The organism is Methanoregula sp. (assembly GCF_049690535.1).
Lineage (GTDB): Archaea > Halobacteriota > Methanomicrobia > Methanomicrobiales > Methanospirillaceae > Methanoregula.
The window spans coordinates 1-3,336 of the sequence record NZ_JBAVMX010000080.1; the positions used below are offsets into that span (position 1 = coordinate 1).

4 protein-coding genes are annotated in these 3,336 nt (G+C 55.6%); 3 read left to right on the forward strand and 1 reads right to left on the reverse strand.

Annotated elements, in window-relative coordinates; all coding sequences use genetic code 11:
* Window positions 1–122: 122 nt before the first annotated feature.
* Both WCE46_RS05730 and WCE46_RS05735 read left to right on the forward strand, forming a co-directional pair.
* Complete coding sequence (locus WCE46_RS05730) at window positions 123–965, forward strand: DUF169 domain-containing protein (RefSeq protein ID WP_424732743.1); 843 nt, start codon at window positions 123–125, stop codon at window positions 963–965.
* Entirely contained in the window at window positions 962–1,744 is a 783-nt protein-coding gene (locus tag WCE46_RS05735) for a DUF169 domain-containing protein (RefSeq protein ID WP_424732744.1), read from the forward strand. Before WCE46_RS05730 ends, WCE46_RS05735 begins: the two co-directional genes overlap by 4 nt.
* A gap of 101 nt (window positions 1,745–1,845) precedes the next feature.
* Here the strand turns inward: WCE46_RS05735 and WCE46_RS05740 are convergent, their stop codons facing one another.
* On the reverse strand, window positions 1,846–2,478 hold the full coding sequence (locus WCE46_RS05740; RefSeq protein ID WP_424732745.1) for a class I SAM-dependent methyltransferase: 633 nt from the start codon (window positions 2,476–2,478) through the stop codon (window positions 1,846–1,848).
* A gap of 252 nt (window positions 2,479–2,730) precedes the next feature.
* Here WCE46_RS05740 and WCE46_RS05745 point away from each other — a divergent pair.
* A partial coding sequence (locus tag WCE46_RS05745) for an MFS transporter (protein ID WP_424732746.1) occupies window positions 2,731–3,336 on the forward strand: 606 nt, incomplete at its 3' end.

Below are 3,336 nucleotides of genomic sequence, written 5' to 3' on the forward strand. Positions count from 1 at the left end.
AGATCCACCGGCAGAAAAGGGAGTACTTCTGCCAGCTCGTGAAGTACAACAAGGATAAATTCGCCCATGAGTACGAATGGTACGAGCAGATGGGCTGGATGAAATAAGCCGGGTGAACGGGCATGAAGAGTATTACGGCAGAAAAACTCCGGCTCGAGTACGAACCCGTGGCCATTCTCTGGAGCAACACAAAGCCCGCTGGTGCACTGCAGATAAAACCGCACGGGCAGACCTGCATCATGCCGTATTTTGCGCAGGTCGCAACGAAGGGGAGAACGGCCGTGTTCGACCGGGAGAGCTATGGCTGCCCCGGTGCCCGGGCCGGCCTTGGATTTGGGAACGGGTACTATGATGCCTTCGGCGGCGCCGGCGTTGATTTTATGTCGGCATTCTTTGTGAAAGGTGCAGAGAGCAGCAGGAACCCGGAGGCCTATTGCGCAACCGTGCAGCACATCCCCGAACAGGAGCGTGCGAAGTTTCTGCACGGTGAGCGCCTGCACAAAGATACGGAAAAGGCAAAGCGGTTTATGACCGCAGACCTGCCGATCACGGACATTGCCGAGAAGTACGTGATCTTCACCCCCTTGAGCAAAGTAAACCCCGGAGAGGATCCGGTCGTTGTGGTTTTTCTGGCCGACCCGCTCCAGATCACCGGGCTCGTCACCCTTGTAGGTGCAGTCCGTGAGGGCACCGATCCTGTGAGGGTTCCGCCTATGGCTGCCTGCCAGCAGATCGGGGCGTTCGTTTACGACGAGGCAAAAAAGGATCATCCCCGGGCAGTGCTCGGGTACACTGACCTCGCAGCACGTGCAAACGTGGGAAAAACCATCCCGGAGAAGATGTTCACGTTTGCCGTACCGTTTTCGCTCTATCAGGAAATGGAGGCGGAGGCAAAAGATGGGGTATTTGATGGGCCGATCTGGAAAGGACTTACCGGAGAAGCGGTGACCGGGGGAAAATCATGACCGAACAGGATTTCAGGGATATCGGGGCGAGGCTTGCGTCTGCATTCAGGCTTTCGACACGCCCTCTTGCAGTGTACGGATCGGAGGTCCTGCCGGCGGGCATCCCGCCGATGAACGGGGTTAACCGGTGTTTTGCAGTCTCCCTGTTCCGGATGGCGACGGGAAATGCCGTGTCAGCGATCTATGTGAGTGCTGACACGAGCGAGGGCTGTTGCATGGGGGGGCTCTACCATACCGGGTTTATCCCGGTTCCCGATGATATCGGGTATTTTGTATCGACCGGCAGGAAAGATGTCCGCGGCGGGGCAGCAGAGTATCTGAAGGCGAGCCCCGATCTGGTCGAGCGCTGCACGGCAGCGGCCGGGCCGATCCACCCTCCGGGAAAATACCTCGTCGTGCAGGCATGTGAGGCGCTGCCGGATCCCGGACCTGGCGTGAGATCCATCTGCTGCTTTGGCACGGGCGAGCAGATCCGGAACATGGCGGCACTCATTCATTTCGATCGGGACGACCCGTTCTCACCGGTGATCGTTCCCTGGGGGTCGTCCTGTTCGACCTTTATCACGTTCCCGGCAGGCCTTGCGGAAAACACGCCGCACGACACTGCATTCATGGGCCCGCAGGATCCGACCCAGAACCATTCGATGCCACCTGAGATGATGGCGCTGGGAATTCCCGCAGACATGGCCGCACGGATGGTAAATAATCTGGACGCTTCATTCATTACCCGGAGACCGCAGGTGGCATTTCCCAACCACGAGGGGGGATTGAAACGGTAGGCGGCCTCCCCTTTTTTGGGAGAGATGGTCACCTTCCTTATGTATCGGATTCACAAAAAATAACGTGAGTCTGGGTTTTCTCCAGACTTCCCTCAATTTTTTTACCGTCGCGTGGCCAGCAGGCTGACGGCACGGTGCGGGCCGAATTTGCTGCTGACATCCACGGTTTTTAGTTCACGGATGGCAAAATACGGGGAGACCAGTTCCCGTATCTCGGACTCCGAGGAGAAATAGAGTGTCGTCCCGATCCGGGTCGTACGGTAGTTCCCGCTTCCGCCAAATTGGGGATCGCTCTCGGCAAAACAGACAGAAAAATACGTTGCCCCAGGATTGGTGATTTTATGCACATTCCTGATATAGGTCTCCCGGTCTTCCGGGAATATATGGTGCAGGAACTCCCAGTCATAGGCAAAGTCAAACGTATCCGTCACTTCATGCAGATCTCCGAGGAGATCAGCGACAACAAATCTGCACCGGACTCCCCGGATCTTTGCCTGCTCTTCTGCCATTTTTATCGCAGTGGGTGAACTGTCAACGCCTATAACCTCAAACCCAAGACCGGTAAGGTAGATCGCATAGTTACCGGCACCGCACCCGAGATCAATGGTTTTGCAGGGCCGGACGATCCCATTCTTCACAAGGTTCACAAGCGCTTCCGGTGGTGTCTCACTGTTCCAGGGGATGTTCTCCAGAGGGAGTGTCTGGTAAATTTTATCGACATTGGCATATTTCATGCATGTCACCTTCAGGGAGTTCTCATCATGGAAATGTTTCAATGTTTCCCTGTGATATTCCTGGAAAAAGAGCATTTTTTCTTCAGTAAATTTTCGCTCTTAACCAATCTCCGGTCTCATCCAGTATCTCCACCGGCCCGGCCCCTTCGCGCAGGAGCCTGAACACTTATGTTTCCAGACGATCTACCTTTGTAAGTTATATTTTACACGCACATGAACATGCCCGGATGATACCGGGGTCAACCCGATCTCATGGAAACAAACGAAACATCCAGCGATGGAACCGGACCCGCGAAAAAAGGCATTGATTACAAGTGGATCGTCCTCTCGATCACGACCATCGAGATGTTCATGGTATCCGTGAACGGGAGTATCACCCTCATCTCGCTGCCCGCGATCTTCAATGGTATCAATATCGACCCGCTCACCTCGTTCCAGTACCTCATCTGGGTGCTGATGGGGTACAGCCTCGTCACTGCAACCCTGCTGCTCAGCTGCGGCCGGCTCTCGGATATGTACGGGAGAGTGAAACTCTACAATCTCGGGTTTGCCATCTTTACCCTCGGATCCATCCTCCTCTTTCTTACCCCGGACAAGGGGAGCGCAGGCGCCCTTGAGATTATTGTTTTCCGTCTTGTCCAGGGGGTGGGCGCCTCGTTTACCTTTTCCAACAGCGCAGCCATCCTCACCGATGCATTTCCTCCGGACGAGCGAGGCAAGGCGCTGGGGCTCAACACCATCTCCTTTTTGTCCGGGCAGTTCGTGGGCCTGATCCTCGGCGGCGTCCTCGCGTTCTACAACTGGCGGTACGTGTTCCTTGTCAGCGTACCGGTCGGCATCCTTGGCACGGTGTGGGCA

Excerpts from the sequence above, each read along its gene's own strand:
- WCE46_RS05740 (WP_424732745.1), bottom strand. The coding sequence starts at position 2,478 with ATGAAATATGCCAATGTCGATAAAATTTACCAGACACTCCCTCTGGAG.
- WCE46_RS05730 (WP_424732743.1), top strand. The coding sequence starts at position 123 with ATGAAGAGTATTACGGCAGAAAAACTCCGGCTCGAGTACGAACCCGTG.
- WCE46_RS05735 (WP_424732744.1), top strand. The coding sequence starts at position 962 with ATGACCGAACAGGATTTCAGGGATATCGGGGCGAGGCTTGCGTCTGCA.